Raw genomic sequence first — 18,165 nt, 5'->3', positions numbered from 1 at the left:
CTCCACCGCCACTCGTGGCACATATGACGGCCTCCGCCATCAGTACCAGGCACCGGGGCCGACGAACACACGCACTGATTACAATTAACTGACGACCAGCTATGAGGTACCGAGTTTGTCCCGTCCAGCCAGCACCAACCCGCCCGGAAGACCGCCGCTGAGACGGGGTGCCCTGACACCTACCCTGATCGTCGTGGCCGTCGTCGTGGTGGGATTCATCTTCTTTGCCAATGTATGGACCGACGTCCTCTGGTATCAGCAGCTGGGCTTCTTCGAAGTGTATTTCCGGGAGAATCTTTCCCGGATAGTTGTCTTCCTGGCCGGCTTCGCCTTGATGTTCGTTGGAGTCTTCTATGCGATCCGCGTCGCTTACCACGCGCGGCCCGTCTATGCCCCGGACTCCGAGGCCAGGGACAACATGAACCGGTACCAGGCCCAGCTTGAACCGGTGCGCCGTGTGGTCATGATCGGCGTCCCCGTGCTCTTCGGACTGTTTGCCGGAAGTGCTGCTGCGAGCCAATGGCAGAAAGTCCTCCTGTTCTTCAACCAGGTACCGTTCGGCCAGACTGACCCGCAGTTCGGCCTGGACATCAGCTTCTACCTCATGACTCTGCCGTTCCTTGGATTTGTCACGGGCTTCCTGATGAGCGTTGTGGTGGTTGCCGGAATCGCCGGAATCCTGACGCATTACCTTTACGGCAGCATCAGGCTCATGGAGCGCGGGATCTTCACGAGCCGCGCCGCGCAGATCCACCTGGCCGTGACCGGCGCCGTTTTCCTGCTGCTTCTTGGGGCCAACTTCTGGCTGGACGTCTACAGCACCGTTCAAAACAATGGCGGACACTGGGCGGGCGCCCTTTACACCGACGTCAACGCCGTCATCCCCACGAAGACCATCCTCGCAGTGGCCGCTGGCCTGGTGGCCGTCCTCTTCGTCGTGGCCGCCGTGATCGGCCGTTGGCGCCTTCCAGTCATCGGAACTGCGATGCTGATTATCACGTCAATCCTGGCTGGCGGCGTCTACCCGTGGGTCATCCAGCAGTTCCAAGTCCGCCCCTCGGAGCAAACGCTGGAAAACAAGTACATCGATCGCAACATTGCGATGACCCGGGCTGCGTACGGTTTGGACCAGATCAAGGTTTCCCCTTACAACGCCACAACGGACGCCAAGACCGGCGCTCTTGCCAAGGATGCACAGACGGCTGCCAATATCCGTTTGCTCGACCCGAACCTTGTCTCTTCCGCGTTTTCCCAGTTGGAGCAGTACCGTCCGTATTACCAATTCCCCAAGGCCTTGAACGTTGACAGGTACACGGTGAACGGCAAGACCCAGGACACCGTGATTGCTGTCCGCGAATTGAACCAGGACGGGCTGAACGCCAGCCAGCAAACCTGGGTCAACCGGCACATCGTCTACACGCACGGTTACGGCGTAGTGGCCGCCAAGGGCAATACGTTCACGGTCGACGGCAAGCCGGACTTCCTCCTGTCCGGTATTCCGTCAATGGGTACCCTCGGCAGCGATACGAGCTACCAGCCCCGTATCTACTTCGGCGAAGATTCGCCGGACTACTCGGTGGTCGGCGCCCCGGACGGCGCCCAGCACCGTGAACAGGACCGTCCGGCTGGCAAGGACACTTCGACTGAAACGCAGTACACGTTCACGGGCAACGGTGGCCCGAATGTAGGCAATTGGTTCAACCGCCTTCTGTACTCCATCAAGTTCCAGTCCTCGGATCTGTTGCTGTCTGACGGCGTCAACGAGAAGTCCCAGATCCTCTATGACCGCACTCCGCGTGAACGCGTGGAAAAGGTTGCTCCCTACCTGACCGTGGACGGCAGCGCCTATCCCGCAGTGGTCGATGGCCGTGTGAAATGGATCGTGGACGGTTACACCACCAGCCAGTATTTCCCGTACTCCCAGCAGCAGCAGTTGCAGAACGCTACGGCTGACTCGCAGACGACCTCTGGACGCACTGCCGCCCTGCCGAACAGCACCGTCAACTACATCAGGAACTCGGTCAAGGCCACTGTTGACGCCTACGACGGATCGGTGACCTTGTACGCCTGGGATGACCAGGACCCCATCCTGAAAGCATGGGAGAAGATCTTCCCGAGCACCATCAAGCCGTACTCGGAAATGTCGGGACAACTGATGAGCCACGTCCGCTACCCGGAAGACTTGTTCAAAGTCCAGCGTGAACTGCTTGGGCGTTACCACGTCACCAACGCGGACAGCTTCTACCAGAACAACGATGCGTGGAGCGTTCCGAACGATCCCACGGTCACGGATCCCGTCCGGCAGCCTCCGTTCTACATGTCCCTGCAGATGCCCGATCAGACCAAGCCGGCCTTCCAGCTGACGTCGTCATTCATCCCGCAGGTAGTCAACGGGAACGCCCGGAACATCCTGTATGGCTTCTTGGCGGCGGATTCCGACGCCGGTAGCCAGAAGGGGGTGAAGGCTGACACCTACGGGCAGTTGCGCTTGCTGCAGTTGCCCACGGACACCCAGGTTCCAGGACCAGGCCAGGCCCAGAACAAGTTCAACTCCGATCCTGAAGTGTCGCGGGAACTCAACCTGCTGAGACAAGGCGCCTCGGACGTGCTCAACGGCAACCTTTTGACATTGCCAGTGGGCGGGGGCCTGCTCTATGTCCAGCCGGTGTATCTGAAATCGACGGGTGAGACCTCATATCCGACGCTTCAGAGGGTGCTGGTGGCCTTCGGCGACAAGGTCGGCTTTGCTCCGACGCTCGACGCCGCGTTGAAGATCCTGTTCGGCGGCGACTCCGGGGCCTCAGCGGGGGACTCGGCCAACAACGGCCAGACGCCCACGACTCCGGGGGCTAGCACTCCACCGGCCACCGCGGATGCCCAGGCCCAGCTGAAGGCTGCACTGGATGAAGCCAACAAGGCAATCCAGGACGGCCAGGCTGCGCTGGCCAAGGGTGACTTCGCAGGCTACGGCGCACAGCAGAACATTCTGTCCGCCGCACTGAAGAAGGCGCTCGACGCCGAATCCCGGCTCGGTGTTACCCCGGCGCCGTCGGCCAGCGCGACGCCGTCACCGTCGCCGTCGTCGACGTCGTCACCCTCGCCGAGCAAGTAGGCGATCTCCAGCTCGCTGATGTCTGCCTAGCTGGGGGAGTGTTACAAGACCGGGCCAGCCCAGACCAGGGCTGGCCCGGTTTTCCCTTTTGTTCTGGGGGCCTGGCCGCTTGTTCTGGTGGCGTCGCCGAGGTGGTCTGGCCGGGTGGCCTGGCCGTTTTGGGGCGGACTGCGGTGTCACTTTCAGAAGCTGACTGCGCAAGTCATCCCGTGGTTTCGGGGGTTGTGTAGACGACTTGTGAACACTGGCCGGTCGGTACTCCTCTGCACTAAGGTCGCTTCTGTTCGGTACTCCTGTTCCCAAAGGAGGCAGGCATGGACGCCGATCCGGTTCGCATTGTGGCGCGGGGAGAACTGACGATGTCGGATGCCGCATGGGAACAGGCCCGAAGCTCGGACTTCAGTGATCGGGGCGTTGGCGTCGCGGGGCTCAACAGGGACTGTCGCCGCCGACAGGGCAGCTCTGGAGCTCGGTGTTTCCCGCAGACAGGTGTACGTGCTTCTGGACAGGTACCGTCAGGGTTCAGGTCTCGTCACTGATCTTGCGGTTCGCCGTTCCACTGGCGGCAAGGGTGGGAACCGTCTGCCTGAGCCTGTTGAGGAAATCATTCGGGACTTGATCCGCAAGCGGTTCCTCACACGCCAGAGGTGGAGCGTGGCGGCGCTCCACCGCGAGATCGCCCGTACTTGTGCGGCGCGGGGATTGAAGGCTCCGACCACGAACACGGTGTCCCGGCGCATCGCGATGCTGAACACGGTTGAGGTCGGCCGCCGCAGGGAAGGCGCGGACGCGGTGAGGCCGTTGCAGTCCGCCGGCGGCGACGTGCCCGTGATCGGTTCAATCCTGGAGCAGGTGCAGATCGATCACACGGTCATTGACGTGGTCATCGTGGATGAGCGCGAACGTCGATCGATCGGCCGCCCGTATCTGACTGTTGCGATCGATGTGTACAGCCGGACGCTCATTGGCATGGTCGTCACGTTGGAACCGCCGTCGGCCGTGTCCGTGGGATTGTGCCTTGCCCACGCCTCCGGCGACAAACGGCCCTGGCTCGAACGCCTCGGTGTGGAGGTGGATTGGCCGATGAGCGGCAAGCCGAAATCGTTGTACCTGGATAACGCGGCGGAGTTCAAGAGCGAGGCGTTGCGGCGCGGCTGCGAGCAGCACGGCATCCGTCTGGCCTACCGACCGCAAGGGCAACCACATTATGGCGGCATTGTTGAACGCGTGATCGGCACAACGATGCGCCAGATCCACGAGCTTCCCGGAACAACTTTCTCCAACCCGGCAGAGCGTGGCCGGTATGACTCGGAGAAGATGGCCGCACTGACTTTGCCTGAGCTGGAGAAGTGGCTGGTGCTTGCGGTTGCTAGCTACCACGGCAGCGTACATGGCGCCTTGGGGCAGACGCCGGGCGGTAAGTGGGCCGCCGGGGTGGCTGCTACTGGCATGCCTGCGGTCACCGCTAACCAGACATCGTTCCTTGTGGATTTCCTCCCGGTCATCCGCCGCACGCTGTCCCGCACCGGTTTCGTCATCGACCATGTCCACTACTTCGCGAACGCTTTGAAACCCTGGATCGGCCGGCGAGACAGATTGGGTCGGTTCATCATCAGACGGGATCCACGGGACATCAGCAGGGTGTGGGTCTTGGAACCGGAGGGGCATCACTACGTGGAAATTCCGTACAGGTCGATCTCCAACCCCTCCATCAGTCTGTGGGAACACAGGCAAGCCCTGACCCGATTACGCGCACGTGGCACCGCCCAAGTGGACGAGGCCGTGTTGTTCCGGATGATCGAGCAAATGCGCCAGGTCAGCGAGACTGCCGTGAAAACGACCAAGCGCGTCCGGAGGGAAACGGAACGCCGCAAGCACGCCAAGGACCCGAGCCGCCTGGGCACCCGAACTTCAAAAGTTCCACCGCCAGATGCGCCAACGGACGTGGACCCGGGAGAGGTTTCCGTTCAACCCTTTGAACAAATTGAGGAATGGTGACCGTGGAAGACAGCCGGCCGCAGGATCTGACGCATCTGCACCCTGTAGCGCGGGAACTGGCAAAGCTGCCAGCTGAAGAGCGACTACACCGCATTCGTGCCGACCGGTGGATCGGCTACCCAAAGGCCATGGACGCAGTCGAGCGCCTGGAGGTGCTCTTTCGCTGGCCGAGGAAACAGCGTATGCCCAATCTCTTGCTGGTCGGACCGACGAACAACGGAAAGTCCATGATCGTCGAACGGTTCCGCAGGACACATCCGTCAGTGACAGGACCAGACGGCGAAAACATTCCGGTCGTGTGCATGCAGATGCCCTCGGAACCATCGGAGCTTCGGTTTTATACGGCCATACTGTCCGCGATCGGTGCACCGTTCCGTCCACATCTGCGTCTCCCTGAGGCTGAACGATTGGCGCTTTCCCTCCTGCGTGCGGTGGGAGTCCAGATGCTGGTGATCGACGAGTTCCACAACGTTCTGGCCGGACGTGGTGAGAAACGGCGCGAGTTTCTGAATCTGCTCCGGTTCCTTGGCAACGATCTCCGCATTCCCCTCGTCGGAGTCGGCACGAGGGAGGCATACCTTGCCGTGAGATCTGATGACCAGCTCGAGAACAGATTCGAACCGTTCATCCTGCCGCTCTGGGAAGTAGGCGATGAATGCAGGTCGCTGTTGGCCAGCTTCGCCGCCTCGTTCCCCCTGCACTCACGATCCTTGATCGACACCGAGGATATGGCGCGTTACCTGCTTGCCCGCAGCGAGGGCACCATCGGAGAACTAGCCCGCCTTTTGACTGCCGCCGCGGTCGCCGCAGTTGAGAGCGGGGAAGAGAGGATCAACCACCGGACGCTGACCATGGCCGACTACATCGGCCCCAGCGAACGGCGAAGGCTGTTCGAAAAGGAACTGCTGTGATTGCTTCGCGCCGCTGGCCGGTCCATCCTGCACCGCTGCCCGGCGAGGCACTCTCGTCATGGTTGCGGCGAATCGCCGATCGCTACGATGCCAGCCTTGAGGTTCTCATGTCGGACTTGGGCCATGCACAGGGCGGGCCGGAAGAACTGGACACATTCCCGCCCGCTGGATTCGCTCGCGAGCTGGCACGACGAACCGGCGTTGACCTGTACCGGATTCAGAGGATGAGCCTTAGCGGCTGGACACCCTGGCTCATTGACCAGATGGAACCGGGCCCCGAAGCATTTACCAGCTATACCCGAAAGTTTTCCGTGCTGCTGCCGGCAGGAAGGCTGCGGCCGCGGGAGATCCCCGCGTGGCGGGCATGGCTTCCCTCGCGGCCGGCGTTGCGGGCATGCCCGCAATGTATTGCGACGTCAAAACCGCCGTACCCGTACCAGCTGTTGTGGTTCCTTTCACTGACGCTGAGCTGCCCTTTCCATGGGTGCCTGCTCGAACCGCGCCAGAAGGCAGCCACCTATTTCTCGGACTGGGAGCGCAAACCACCAACACCGAGACGTGCCGAAGATACGGTCCTGGCCATGGACAGCAGAACCTGGCACGCCATGACGACAGGATCGGTCGACCTGCCCCGACGACAGGTTCACGCCGGAACCTGGTTTCGCCTGATCCGGACAATCATCGACGAACTGGGAGCAACCCTGACGGAGTGCCGGACCGCACGGCCGATGATTATGCGCATCTGGAAAGAGGCGGGGTATCCATTCCGGGCAGGGCCGCTGAGTTGGCGCCCGCACGAGGACTATCCACTCGGCGTGCAACTCCACACCCTCGAAGCAACCGCGACCACCATCTACCTTCTGGAAAGCAAAATGCTCACGGGTCACGGGCTGGACGCAGCACTCTTCCTGCCTGCGCCGCCTGACCGGAATACTCCGAACGGTAACAGCATCGCGTACCACCGGCCACGGGCTTGCTCCTGTTCGACGAAGCCGCTGCAGGGACCAGAGGCAACACAGCCGCCGACACCGGCTGTTCGACATGCTGCTCTGCCGGCGGCCGCCATCCAACACGCCCCTACTCCATTCCACGGACTCGGAATAACACATCCTGTCACATTAAGAAGGCTGAAGTCCTTTGCATAACTTAGAATAAATAACTGGTTTAGTGACAATACTGGATCCATAGAGGTTTCAAATCCTGCTGTCACTTAAACGAACGTATAAATAACAGAGGAGAAGCCGGTGCTCGTTGGCTACATGCGCGTCTCAAAGGCGGACGGCTCACAGACCACCGATCTGCAGCGCGACGCACTCGTCGCCGCCGGCGTCGGCAAGGACTCTCTCTACGAGGACAGGGCTTCCGGGAAGAAGGATGACCGGCCCCAGTTGGCAGCGTGCCTCAAGGCACTGCGCCACGGCGACACCCTGATCGTATGGAAGCTCGGCCGGCTTGGCCGGGACCTGCGGCACCTGGTCAACATCGTCCACGACCTGACCGAGCGCGGCATCGGGCTCAAAGTCCTCACGGGCCAGGGCGCCGCCATCGACACCACCACGGCCTCCGGGAAGCTGGTCTTCGGGATCTTCGCCGCTCTGGCCGAGTTCGAACGCGAACTCATCTCCGAACGCACCCTCGCCGGCCTCGCCTCCGCCCGCGCCCGCGGACGGAACGGCGGACGCCCCTACAAGATGACGCCCGCGAAACTCCGGCTCGCCATGGCCTCCATGGGCAAGCCCGGAACCAAAGTCGGCGACCTCTGCACCGAACTCGGCATCACCCGCCAGACCCTTTACCGACATGTATCGCCGACGGGCGAGCTCCGCCCGGACGGCGAAAAGTTGCTGACTAAGAACTAGGCCGCGGCGGCCCCAGTAACTCCGACTTATATGCACCATCTGGATGGATAGGACATCACATCGTGGACACTCGCGTATCCACTGGAATACTATTGGTGTCCGGGCGATGGCTTCGGGTGTGCGAACTGGCGGGATCGAGTGGCGGCGTAAGCCTCCCTTCCGAGTCGCCACTGTGGAAGGAAAGTTGTGTCACCTGGTTCTGAAACGATGCGGCACGACGGGGATTCGATCTACGCCCAGCTGCGCTCTGAAATCCTGGGCGGCGCAATTCCTCCGGCTACTCCCTTGCGGGAAGTTACCTTAGGGGAACGCTTCGGTGTCTCCCGCACGCCGGTGCGCGAGGCTCTTCGCCGCCTCCAGCACGACCGTCTTCTGGACCGCGGCGCCCGCGGACTGCAGGTCCATCAGGCAACGCCCCAGGAAGTCATCCAGGTCTATGACGTGCGGATTCTTTTGGAACAGGAGGCGGCCGGGCAGGCTGCCCTGTCCCACGACATCACTGACATCATGCAGCTCGAAGGCCTGGTGGAACGTGACCGCGCACTTTCGGAACCGGATGACCACACCCGGGCGTCGACGAACCTGGAGTTCCACGCTGCCGTCTGGGCGGCTGCGCACAATCCGGTCCTCCAGGATCTCCTGCAGCGGCTGTCCACTCACCTGATCCGTACCCCGCACTCGACTCTGTCGGTGGGCGAGCGTTGGGACGAGGCCCTGGCCGAGCATTCGAAGCTGGTCGCGGCCATCACCGCCGGCGACGAAACTGCTGCGAGGAACACCGCACGCGAGCACATGGAGACAGCCCGTCGGATCAGGCTCGACCTGCTGCGGAAATCGGCCTCCTACTAAGATCACTGCCGGGCTCTCCAGCTGGATCTCCGGGCCCCCGAAGTACCAGCTTTTCGGCCTTCTCCCGGGCATTAGCCCGGTGCTGCCGCGGTTGCGCGGCCCCGCTGCCGTTATCTGCCGCGGTGGCGTGCTCACCCATCGAACATCATCACCACTTGCCGTGATGGCGGTCACCATGCCACACTGTACTTCACTGTATACAGTCGTATTGGCAACGATCACGGAGACGGACACCGTCGTTGAGTTCCGCGGGGTCGGCAAGCGCTTCGGCAGCATGCGGGCCCTGACCGGCATTGATTTGTCAGTCCGCCGTGGCGAGGTGGTCGTTATCCTGGGCCCGTCAGGGTCAGGCAAATCGACGCTGTGCCGATGCATCAACCGCCTCGAAGCCATCGACGAGGGCCACATCCTCATCGACGGCCACGAACAGCCTGTAGAGGGCAGGGACCTGTACAAGTTCCGTACCGAGGTGGGCATGGTCTTCCAGTCCTTCAACCTCTTCTCGCACAAGACCATCCTGGATAACATCACCCTCGCTCCACGGAAAATTCTGGGCCTGGACAGGCAGTCGGCCGAGACACGGGCCCACGAGCTGCTGGCCATGGTCGGCATCGCCGACAAGGCCCACAGCAGGCCGTCCCAGCTCTCCGGAGGACAGAAACAGCGCGCGGCCATCGCCCGCGCACTGGCCATGGATCCCAAGGTCCTGCTCTTTGATGAACCGACGTCCGCGCTCGATCCGGAATCCACCCGCGAGGTTCTGGCAACCATGCGGAACCTCGCGCAAAGCGGCACAACCATGATGGTCGTGACCCACGAAATGTCTTTCGCGCGTGCCTTCGCGGACCGGATCGTCTTCATGGCCTCCGGGGCCATCGTGGAAATTGCCGACCCTGAAACGTTTTTCACCTCCCCGTCCAGCGACCGGGCCAAGGCCTTCCTCTCTTCGATCCACTAACAGTTCCCGTGCAACGACGCACTCACCTTTAAGGAGTCATTATGAAACGCCAGCACTTCCTGCCGGCCCTGGCCATCGCCGGCGCCCTGATCCTGGGCACCACGGCCTGCGCCGGCACCGCCCCGGCCGCCGAAAGCAAACCGGCCCAAAGCTTCCCGGCCAACAGCACCATGGACAAGATCCAGAAACGCGGCAAAGTCATCGTCGGGGTCAAATTCGACCAGCCGCTCTTTGGCGTGAAAAACCCTGTCACCGGCAAGATGGAGGGCCTGGACATTGAGATGGCCAGAATCCTGGCCAAGGACCTCACCGGCAGTGCAGACAATGTCGAGTTCGTGGAGGCGGTCACCAAGAACCGGGAGGCGTTCCTGCAGCAGAACAAGGTCGACGCCGTCATCGCCTCCTACGCCGTGACGGATGAACGGAAGAAAGTGGTCAGTTTCGCGGGTCCATACCTTGAGAGCAACGTTGCCCTGCTGGTACGCAAGGACGACAACTCAGTGAACAAACCCGAGGATCTCCAAGGCAAGACCGTCTGTTCCACAACCGGCGCCCGCGCTGCCCAGCTGATCGGTGCGGCCGTGCCCACCGCCAACGTAGTCCTGTTCAGCACCTACAGTGAATGCGCACAGGCCCTGAAGGACAAGAGAGTCGATGCGGTGACCACCACCGAGGCCATCCTGCTCGGTGTCCAGTCCCAGAATCCGGACGCCTACCGCATCGCGGACGGACATCTGGCCGATGCCGAGGAATTTGCCATCGGTTCCGCGAAGGACGATGCCGCATTCCATGACTACCTTGATCAGCTTCTGACCAGGGCCATCGCGGACGGGGACTGGAAGAAGGCCTACGATTCCACGATCGGCCAGGTCAAGCCCGGCGACGTCACCCCGCCCAAAGTAATTCTGTAGGGGTCGCTGATGTCTTTCCTTGTCAATCATCTCGGCGATTTCGGTCAGGGTGTGCTGGTGACCCTGGGGCTCGTTCTCCTGGGCGCTACCGGTTCGGTGGTCCTGGGGACATTGCTGGCCGCACTGCGGACCAGTCCCATCAGGACCGCCCGGGCTGTTTCCTCGGCCTATGTGCTGATCTTCCGTAACGTGCCTCTCCCCGTACAGATGGTGCTGTTTGTCTTCGGACTCCCGGTCCTGGGCATCCAGTACTCGCTCTACGCCTCAGCCGCCATCGTCCTGGTGCTCTACACCGCACCGTTCGTGGCCGAAACCCTGCGCGCGGGCCTCAACACCGTGGACCGCGGCGAGCTTGAAGCGGGGCGCGCCCTGGGCTTCGGCCCGATAGCGTCCCTGAAACTCATCGTCCTGCCGCAGGCCTTCGCCACGGTGACCAGACCGCTGGGGAACGTCTTCATCACCATGGTCAAGAACACCTCGGTCGCTGCCCTGGTGGGGGTGGCCGAACTGACGTTCCTGTCGGACAAGATCGCGGTGGACGAGGCACAACCATTCCTTGTCTTCGGCGGGGCCGCCCTCTGCTACCTCGCTATCGGGCTGGTCATTGGCCGGCTCGTATCCGCAGTCGATCAGAAGGTGGCGTTCAGCCGATGAGTACCGTATCGCTTTTTGACCCGGCCGGCCCGCGCGCCAAACGCCGGCACCTGCTCCTGGAAATCATCACCGCCCTCATCGTGGCCGCCGGCGCCTATCTGGTCTTCCGGGTCCTCTACGACAAAGGAGAGCTCAGCGCCGCGGCGTGGGCTCCGTTCGCCGAACCCGGGCTCTGGGCCCTTCTCGGCCAGGGCCTGTGGAACAACATTGCAGCCGCAGCAGTCGGCATGGTGCTGTCCCTGATCACCGGATGCCTCCTGGCCTTCGGACTCGTCTCCACCCACACCCTGATACGCCGGAGCTGCCGGGTCTACACCGACGTCTTCAGCAGCATCCCCCTGCTCCTGCTGCTCTACTTCACGTCCCTGGTGCTGCCCAACTACGGCCTCAAACTCGGGGACTTCTGGTTCCTGGTCATCGCCCTGACCCTCTACAGCGGGGCCGTCATCGGTGACCTGCTGCGCTCCGGCATCCTCGCGCTGCCGCCTGGCCAGGCCGAAGCTTCCCTCGCGCTGGGTTTCTCCCATCTCGGCACGCTCCGCCGGGTCCTGCTCCCGCAGGCACTACGGTCCATGAGTCCTGCCCTGGTGAGCCAGCTCATCATCCTCTTCAAGGGAACAGCACTGGCCTTTGTGCTCGGCGGATACATGGATCTGCTGAGGTCCACTACCGTCATCGGCCAGTACTACACCCGGTCCCTGCTGCAGGCCCAGTTTGTTGCCGCCCTGGGATTCCTGATCGTCAACATCGCCCTGGGCGCCCTCGCCGTGGCCTTGGAGCGCCGCCAAAACCGCCTCGCCGCCCAGGAACCGATCCCCGTAACAGCGGCGGAACCAGACCCCCTACCGGCACACTGCTGACCCCCGGGCGCCCCTACCCCCAAATCACCCTTGTCCTACTGTGTATACAGTCGAATACTTATGAATTCAATATAAAGGAGACAGAGAATAATGGCTGATCAGAACGAACCCGCAGCTGCAAACCTCACAAAGGCCGACGTGATCGTCGTCGGTGGCGGCAACGCCGGCTTCACAGCGGCCCACGCCGCTGCCGTCCGCGGACGAAAAGTCATCCTGCTCGAAAAGGGCAGCAAAGACATGGCCGGTGGCAACAGCTTCTACACCGCCGGCGCCACTCGCATCGTCCACAACGGCCTGGATGACCTCCAAGGGCTCGTGGAACCGGACGAACGGCACAGCCGGACCGTCGTTCCGCCCTACAGTGCTGAAGAATACGCCTCAGACCTGGAAAAGGTCACCGAAGGCCGGAACGACCCGGCATTGACGGAAGTCCTCATTGCCGAGAGCCAGACCACCCTTCGGTGGCTCAACAGCCTGGGCCTGAAGTACCGCCTGATGTACGAGCGCCAGGCCTTCGAGCGTGCCGACGGGTCCTACCTCTTCTGGGGCGGCCTGCACGTGGGAAACGTGGGCGGTGGCGAAGGCCTGATCGAAGACCACACCCGGGTCGCTGCAGAGCTGGGCATCGAAGTCAGGTACGGCCATGCGGCCCAAAGCCTCATCGTTGAGAACGGCCGTGTAGCCGGCGTCGTCGTCAACACCGCCGATGGGGAGCTGCGCCTGCCGGCAGAGTCCGTGATCCTCACCGCCGGAGGCTTCGAGGCCGACCCGAAGCGGCGGCGGGAGTACTTGGGCGAAGGCTGGGAAAACGCCAAGGTACGCGGCACGCCCTACAACACCGGTGACATGATCGCCGCAGCGTTGGAGATCGGCGCCGCCAAGGGCGGAGACTGGGGCACCTGCCACAGCGTCCAGTGGGATGCCTTTACAGCCACCAACGAAAGCAACCGCGAGCTCACCAACCGCCTCACCCGGCAAAGCTACCCGTTTGGAATCATCGTCAACACCGACGGCAAGCGTTTCTTGGACGAGGGCGCGGACTTCCGGAATTACACCTACGCCAAGTACGGCAAGGAAATCCTCAAGCAGCCCGGGTCCGTTGCGTACCAGATCTTCGACGCCCGCCTTCGGCCTATGCTGCGCAGCGAAGAATACGAGATGCCCGGCATCTCCGTTGAGGTCGCCGACACCCTTGAGGACCTGGCCGTTAAAATCGGCATCGACCCGGAAAGCCTGTCCAAAACCGTGACGGACTTCAACAACTCGATCGACCGCTCCATCCCGTTCGACCCCAACATTAAGGATGGCCGGGCAGCGGCAACAGAACCGGTCAAGAGCAACTGGGCCGCCCCGATCGAAACGGGGCCCTTCTACGCCTATGGCGTAACCTGCGGAATCACGTTCACCTTCGGTGGCATCAAGTCCGACACGCACGGCCGCGTCCTGGACAAGGACGGCAAGCACATCGAAGGCCTGTTCGTGGCAGGTGAAATGCTCGGCGGACTATTCAGCGTCAATTACCCCGGGGGCACCGGACTTGCTGCCGGGTGCGTCTTTGGGCGGCGGGCGGGCGTCCTGGCGTAGGGTACGGATCCACTGCACTTCAACTCACAAACCCTGGCGGGGCCACCGCAGGCATCACGCGCTCCGACAAGCTGCCAGCCGGCTTCCGACGCTGGTCGCAGCGACCGGGACTGAGGGACAGCCGGCTCTTGACGGCGAAAGGGGCCCCGGGAAATTTGCTCTGACGTTCGGGACCAAAACTGGTCTCCCGAGCGGACCATCACCACCGACTGCCGGCCCGATGTCCGGCACAGATGGGCGCTCTTCCCGCACTCCATCGCAACAGGCAGCCCGATAGTCGGGCGTGGGAAGAGAGCCTATACGGAGGAGGCAGGGTGGCGGAAACGCCGCCCTGCCTCCTTTTTCCACGCTCACACGAGTCCGGCACCGCAGGCGCCCCAACCCAAGGACAAACCATGACGACCCGATCGTCCGGAGCTCATGCAGAAAACCGGAAACCCGTCCCCGTTACCAACTGGTCCAAGCTGTCACGGGCCGACGACGTGCAAATCCATCAACAGGGGAAGCCATCGCTACCGGGAGCATCGACATGCTGGCAGCTGACGGCAGCGCGCATTGGTTACATGTGGCGGGCGGCAACGAACGCGTTCTCATTCTCCGGAGTGTCGGGCTAGGAATCTACCGAAGCTACCGCTGCGCAGCCACGACGGAACAGCCTCACCCGAGGACCGCGCTGATGCCAGAGGCTCCGGCCGCCAACATCTGCACCGGACCGGGTGGAGCCCGACCGCCCGATATTCAGCTGGGTCCGAGTGCAGAGGACTTCTGACATTCTGTGCAGTCGACTTCTGAAACTGACATGCGGGTCAGGGAGACCGAGGTCACGTCGTTTGGATTTGGCCTGACATTCACCGGCAGGTAAAGTAGTTCTTGCGACGCGGGGTGGAGCAGTTCGGTAGCTCGCTGGGCTCATAACCCAGAGGTCACAGGTTCAAATCCTGTCCCCGCAACTGGAGAAAAGATCCGGCACAGTGGAAACACTGTGCCGGATCTTTTTGTTTTTCGCCGGTTCCGTGGGGTGGAAGCCGGGGTATTCCTCAACGTGCCGCAGCCCACACCTGAGTGGTCGGGGGCACCCCTGAATGTGGGGTAGAGTTGATTTTGCGACGCGGGGTGGAGCAGTTCGGTAGCTCGCTGGGCTCATAACCCAGAGGTCACAGGTTCAAATCCTGTCCCCGCAACCAAATAAACAAAAGAGTCCGCCCACGAGGGCGGACTCTTTTGTTTTGCCTCGACGGCTATGGCCGAAAAGCGTCCGCTCCGTTGTGCGCGAGCGCTGGCGGCGACGGTCGCTCCGAGCCCGGCAAGAGGTCTTGGCCGAGGTCCTGGCGGCGACTGCCAGTTGAACCATTCGCAACGGCTTACACCTAGACGGGTGTGGAACCACACCTAGATTGCCGAAAAATTCACCTGTTTCGGGCAAAACTGCACGGGGATTGGCCCCTTCCACCACCTAGAGACGAAAACGCGGGGCTATTTTCTTGGCGGGGGAACAAAGATTCATCGCTGGACTTCCCCTCCGCCAGTTCAAGAAAATAGGAGGAAATCGATGCAAAGACTCTCAACGCTATTGCTTACGGCTCAGTTGCTCATGCGGCCACAGGCTGCGGATTCGATGGGACGGCGCCAGAATGACGCCGTCTGGTTCCTGATCATTATCCCGATTGCCGCCATCATCTTCATGGGGCTGGTCGCCGCCTGGTTCTGGTATTGCCAGCAGCGCGGAGCCTGGCCGGCAATGGACATGCCGAGCTGGGAATCCGGGGGAACCTGGAAGCTTTACTGCCGGGCCTAGATCAACGCGACAGTGAATGAACCATTGAAATCTGTGCATTTCACCTGCAGGGTCGAGGAGCTCGGAAAGGACTATGGAACGGTACAAGCCGTGCGGGACATCTCGTTCGAGCTGGTACCCGGAGAAGTCTTCGGCCTCCTCGGCCCTAACGGGTCCGGTAAATCCACCACACTCCACATCCTTACGGGTCTGCTGGAAGCGAGCAGGGGCAGTGTTGAAGTCAACGGCGTCCCCATCGAGGACAAGGAATCCCGGCAATGGATCGGGTTCGCGCCCGATGACTTGCCGTTACCTTTGTCCTTGACTGGCACTGAATACCTGGATCTTCATCATCGGCTCCGGAAGCGTGACGATCGGGACGTTGCCGCCCAGTTGGCCGATGCGCTCGGCCTCAAGGAGGCTCTTGGTCGATCCATCAGCGGATATTCGCATGGCATGAAGCGGAAGCTGCAGTTGATCGCCGCCGTCATGCATTCCCCGGAACTCCTCATCCTCGACGAACCGTTCCGTGGGCTCGACCCGGAAGCGGCAGCCGTGCTTCGAGACTTGCTGGGGATGTTCGCCGGGGCCGGTGGCTCCGTATTGATCGCCACACACGACATGCTGCGGGCCGAGCTCGACTGTGACAGGGTGATGATCCTTCACAAAGGGGAGCAGGCGGCATTGGGCAGCCCCTCCGGACTTCGGGAAGCCTACGGAGGGCTCGCATCGCTTGAAGCAGTGTTCCTTCAGGCAACGAATCTTGACGAGTTCCAGGCGCAGCGCCGGGAACAACTACAGGCGGCGCTCCGCGTTGACCGGCTCGAGGAGGGACCTCAATGAACAAGACGTCGAAAATTGTTGGCGCAGCCCTAGGCGGAGTGACCGGGGGAATCGCCCTGGCGTTCATTCTGTGCGTGGCCACGAGCGTGATCGCCATTTCGACGGGCTCGCCGGCGACCCTGCCAGGTCTATTCAGTGCGACCGCTGGAACCGAAAACGGGGCACTGGCCTTGGAATTCCAGCCCAACTTCGCCGGAATCGTCGCGGTCATCGCGTTGTCGGTGCTTGTTAGTGTGGTGATGGCAGTGCGAAGCGGCAACGCATCCCCGGGACCCTCAGGACACAACTAGTGGGTGCTGCAGCGACGGTCGCCCGGACCGCGCTCACAGCGTGGACGCGAGAGACGGCGGGACAGCTTCGGCTCTCCGTAATTGCGATCAGGGCTTTCACCTTGACTGCGGTTGCCACTGCCTTGGCCTTCGGTACGATGCTGGCTTTGATGATCGGGGGAACGGAAGGAACACAACGGATCACGCTCGCCCCGGGATCGCTTTCCTTCATGCTGGGCGGCTCATTCCTGACGATCGCGTTTCTCACCGCTTTGTTCTCGATACTCGGCCCGTCCCGGAACTCCCTCGCGACTGTGCTGGAGATGCTCCCGGTTTCTCGGCGGGCTGTCTTCGCAGGGCTGCAGATCCCTGTACTGGCTTTGTCTTACATTTTGGCTTTCAGCCTCTGCATCCCTTCACTCGCCGCGCTTTGGCGCAGCAGTGTTGACTGGTGGGCCGCTGCTGTCGCGTCGATTCTTCTTGTGGTCTTCCTTGCCTCCACCCAGCTGCTGGTCTTGGCCCTGTTCCAAACCCTTGGCTACGGTTACAGGCGTTGGCTTCGGCTACCGCGCTACTACGCCTTGACCTTCGCCGGGGTCTCCTGTTTCATCATCAGCACGTTGCTCGTCTGGACTGATGTCCTGCCACTGCCGGAAAGCATGGCCGATGCGGTCGAAGGTCCGCGCAACTTTGCAATGCACCGTGTCTGGGGCCGCGCACTGGCACCCTTATGGACCGGCGCCCCCGCTCCGTGGCTAGACATCGTGACGGGCGCGGCGTGGCTGGCGGTTCCCCTGGGTCTGATGTTCCTCGTGGCCCGAGTGGACATCGACAACCAGGAGGACGTGACGCTCCGGCTGTTCGCCAACATCCCGCTTCCCCGGAACAGGATGCTGGCTGCCGCGTGCGTCGACGGGTTGCAACTATTGCGCAGCCATCAGTTCACGGTGCTGGTACTCCTGCTGGTGATCGGGCTTGTCGGTGTGATTGCGTTATCCGGCCACCCTGAGTTCGGATTCCTCGCAGCGGCAATAGCACCAAGCTTGGCTGTGGCCCCTGGTGTCGTCGGCATGCAATCCTATGGGCTGACAAACAGGACCCATTGGGTCCAACGTCATCTCACTGGACGCGCAACTGGCTGGGTTGCCCCAAAACTCATTGCCTGCGCAACGATCTCGTTGGCGATTGGCGCTGTCTTCGCGGGGTCGTTGTTCGCTGCGGGTCTCCTGACCGCGGATCATTGGCCCCGACTGATCCCTGATGCCGTTCTGGCCTGGGTCTCGGCCATGATTGGCGGAGTGCTTGTGCCTTTCAGCCGCGAGCAGCCATTGGCCAGCGGTGCCACTGGCTTCACGGTTTTCCTGCTTTACGGTGCTTCATCTTCAGCAGCACGCTGGACGGGGACGGAACTCGGGAAGCTATTCGGCGATGTCCGCTACCTCGGCGAGGTCCTATCCAGCTCGGTCTTGGCTGCCCTCCTCGCCGGGGTCCTTGGTTTGGTCGTGGTCCGTGTTTCCAAAAGTGGTTGACGGCGCAGCCAGATGGACCGAGCTTCATCCGATCGACGGTGTTGTTCTGCAGAA

Annotated in this window: 15 protein-coding genes and 2 tRNA genes; all 17 read left to right on the top strand. The window is 62.0% G+C overall.

Annotated features, from left to right (window positions below):
* The first annotated feature begins 115 nt into the window (after positions 1-115).
* Positions 116-3,112 (top strand): UPF0182 family membrane protein, encoded by a 2,997-nt coding sequence (locus AC1DLO_RS02770; protein WP_476888721.1) that lies wholly within the window; start codon positions 116-118, stop codon positions 3,110-3,112.
* Positions 3,113-3,607: 495 nt separating this feature from the next.
* Entirely contained in the window at positions 3,608-5,110 is a 1,503-nt protein-coding gene (locus AC1DLO_RS02765; protein WP_476888720.1) for a Mu transposase C-terminal domain-containing protein, read from the top strand.
* Positions 5,104-6,021: a TniB family NTP-binding protein gene (locus tag AC1DLO_RS02760; protein WP_476888719.1), complete on the top strand. Its 918-nt coding sequence runs from the start codon at positions 5,104-5,106 to the stop codon at positions 6,019-6,021. Before AC1DLO_RS02765 ends, AC1DLO_RS02760 begins: the two co-directional genes overlap by 7 nt.
* The gene (locus AC1DLO_RS02755) at positions 6,018-7,166 is read left to right on the top strand and encodes a TniQ family protein (protein WP_476888718.1); all 1,149 of its coding nucleotides are present in this window, start codon (positions 6,018-6,020) and stop codon (positions 7,164-7,166) included. The genes AC1DLO_RS02760 and AC1DLO_RS02755 overlap by 4 nt, the downstream gene beginning before the upstream one ends.
* 99 nt (positions 7,167-7,265) lie before the next feature.
* Entirely contained in the window at positions 7,266-7,880 is a 615-nt protein-coding gene (locus AC1DLO_RS02750; protein WP_476888717.1) for a recombinase family protein, read from the top strand.
* A gap of 186 nt (positions 7,881-8,066) precedes the next feature.
* Positions 8,067-8,729, top strand: a complete 663-nt coding sequence (locus tag AC1DLO_RS02745; protein WP_476888716.1) for a GntR family transcriptional regulator — start codon at positions 8,067-8,069, stop codon at positions 8,727-8,729.
* A gap of 175 nt (positions 8,730-8,904) precedes the next feature.
* Positions 8,905-9,687 carry an amino acid ABC transporter ATP-binding protein gene (locus AC1DLO_RS02740; RefSeq protein WP_476888715.1) on the top strand — a complete coding sequence of 261 codons (783 nt, stop codon included), beginning with the start codon at positions 8,905-8,907 and terminating at the stop codon, positions 9,685-9,687.
* Positions 9,688-9,728: 41 nt separating this feature from the next.
* Entirely contained in the window at positions 9,729-10,598 is an 870-nt protein-coding gene (locus tag AC1DLO_RS02735) for a glutamate ABC transporter substrate-binding protein (RefSeq protein ID WP_476888714.1), read from the top strand.
* A 9-nt stretch (positions 10,599-10,607) separates the two neighbouring features.
* On the top strand, positions 10,608-11,252 hold the full coding sequence (locus AC1DLO_RS02730; protein ID WP_476888713.1) for an amino acid ABC transporter permease: 645 nt from the start codon (positions 10,608-10,610) through the stop codon (positions 11,250-11,252).
* Complete coding sequence (locus AC1DLO_RS02725; protein WP_476888712.1) at positions 11,249-12,112, top strand: amino acid ABC transporter permease; 864 nt, start codon at positions 11,249-11,251, stop codon at positions 12,110-12,112. The genes AC1DLO_RS02730 and AC1DLO_RS02725 overlap by 4 nt, the downstream gene beginning before the upstream one ends.
* Before the next feature lie 90 nt (positions 12,113-12,202).
* Complete coding sequence (gene tcuA, locus AC1DLO_RS02720) at positions 12,203-13,696, top strand: FAD-dependent tricarballylate dehydrogenase TcuA (RefSeq protein ID WP_476888711.1); 1,494 nt, start codon at positions 12,203-12,205, stop codon at positions 13,694-13,696.
* An 876-nt stretch (positions 13,697-14,572) separates the two neighbouring features.
* Positions 14,573-14,646 (top strand) — tRNA-Met (locus AC1DLO_RS02715).
* A gap of 157 nt (positions 14,647-14,803) precedes the next feature.
* Positions 14,804-14,880 (top strand) — tRNA-Met (locus AC1DLO_RS02710).
* 365 nt (positions 14,881-15,245) lie between these two features.
* Positions 15,246-15,491 (top strand): hypothetical protein, encoded by a 246-nt coding sequence (locus AC1DLO_RS02705; RefSeq protein WP_476888710.1) that lies wholly within the window; start codon positions 15,246-15,248, stop codon positions 15,489-15,491.
* A gap of 33 nt (positions 15,492-15,524) precedes the next feature.
* Positions 15,525-16,313, top strand: coding sequence for an ABC transporter ATP-binding protein (locus AC1DLO_RS02700; RefSeq protein ID WP_476914397.1), 789 nt, complete (start codon positions 15,525-15,527; stop codon positions 16,311-16,313).
* The gene (locus tag AC1DLO_RS02695; RefSeq protein ID WP_476888708.1) at positions 16,310-16,603 is read left to right on the top strand and encodes a hypothetical protein; all 294 of its coding nucleotides are present in this window, start codon (positions 16,310-16,312) and stop codon (positions 16,601-16,603) included. The genes AC1DLO_RS02700 and AC1DLO_RS02695 overlap by 4 nt, the downstream gene beginning before the upstream one ends.
* Entirely contained in the window at positions 16,603-18,111 is a 1,509-nt protein-coding gene (locus tag AC1DLO_RS02690; protein WP_476888707.1) for a hypothetical protein, read from the top strand. Before AC1DLO_RS02695 ends, AC1DLO_RS02690 begins: the two co-directional genes overlap by 1 nt.
* Positions 18,112-18,165 lie beyond the last annotated feature (54 nt).

This window comes from Arthrobacter sp. 01T419 (assembly GCF_056398865.1).
Note: the sequence above shows the minus strand (reverse complement) of the source record. Positions and strands in the feature narration are given on the sequence as shown.